1 protein-coding gene and 1 pseudogene are annotated in these 1002 nt (G+C 63.1%); both read right to left on the bottom strand.

What is annotated here, in order from left to right; all coding sequences use genetic code 11:
• Positions 1-40: 40 nt before the first annotated feature.
• A complete protein-coding gene (locus AC2FLX_RS22130) occupies positions 41-331 on the bottom strand; it encodes a hypothetical protein (RefSeq protein ID WP_037239045.1) in 291 nt (96 codons plus the stop codon).
• A 35-nt stretch (positions 332-366) separates the two neighbouring features.
• Positions 367-1002: pseudogene (locus AC2FLX_RS22125) on the bottom strand (MobQ family relaxase); the annotation flags it as partial.

Genomic DNA, 1002 nt, shown 5'->3' with positions numbered 1-1002 from the left:
AAGATGGGCTCGAAGCGGCCTTGCGGCATCGCAGCATCGCTCACCGTCGCTGATGGAACACCGGTGGCTGATCCCGCACATCATCAAACAGGATCACGCGCCCATCGCCACTACTTGGACTGTTGACCAGCACAAACGGCACATCCGCCCCATCCTTCTCATAGATGCAGCGGTACTTCATCTGACCGTCGAGCGGATCGCGCACCTGATCGTAGCGATAGCTGTACTTGATCCCTTGATCGATCCAGCCCTCGACGCCTGCGGGCGTAACCAAGGACATGGGCTGCCCATCCAGCAGCAACGTTTTTCCCACGTTGAACACTTCATCCATTTTTCAGTCTCCTCTGTTTGCCCTGTCAGACCGCGTCACAGACTGTGGCCTTCGCCACGGTCCCTGTCCCGCGTGTTTTCCTGTTCATCATCATCGCGTTCATGATCACGGTCGTTATCCGGTTCCAGCCGCTCGCGCGGCTTGTTCAGCACGTCCTTCAGGCGCTCATTGACGGACGGCTTGCGCGCCTCGCGCCCGGTGTCTTCGCCAAGCTCCGGGTCACTGTGCCCGTCCAACTTGTGAACCGCCGCCTGACCGTCCCGGCCTGCGTCTTTCTCCATGATCTCTTTCAGCAGCTCCCGCGCATAATTGCGGCCGTCTGGTTTCGGCGTGTCGTCCTGGTCCCGTGACCGGTCCACGACGCGCGCCAGACGCTCCTGGAAGTCCTCCGGGGTGCGCTCGCTGCTGCGATCCTTCGCTGTCGCGGCCCTGAGTGCCGCCAGACCGGCAGAGACACGGCCCTGCCCTTCCTCACGGGCCATCCCGTAAGTCTCCCGCGCAATGTCCAGGCGTTCGCGCATTTCGCGGAAGGCGGCGCGTGCCTGGCGAGCGGCATGGACGACAGCGCCACGCTCGGTGACGGGTTTGTATTCCCGGCCCTGGCGCTCGGCCATCCACTTCGCGCGTCGCTCCATGGAATTGGCCGCTGGCCCCAGCTTCAGCTCCGGGTC

The organism is Ruegeria sp. YKSF57, assembly GCF_059612585.1.
This window is presented reverse-complemented; position numbering and strand designations above follow the sequence as displayed.

What these genes read in the sequence shown, in the direction of transcription:
- AC2FLX_RS22130 (WP_037239045.1), bottom strand. Translation starts at nt 331, where the DNA reads ATGGATGAAGTGTTCAACGTGGGAAAAACGTTGCTGCTGGATGGGCAG.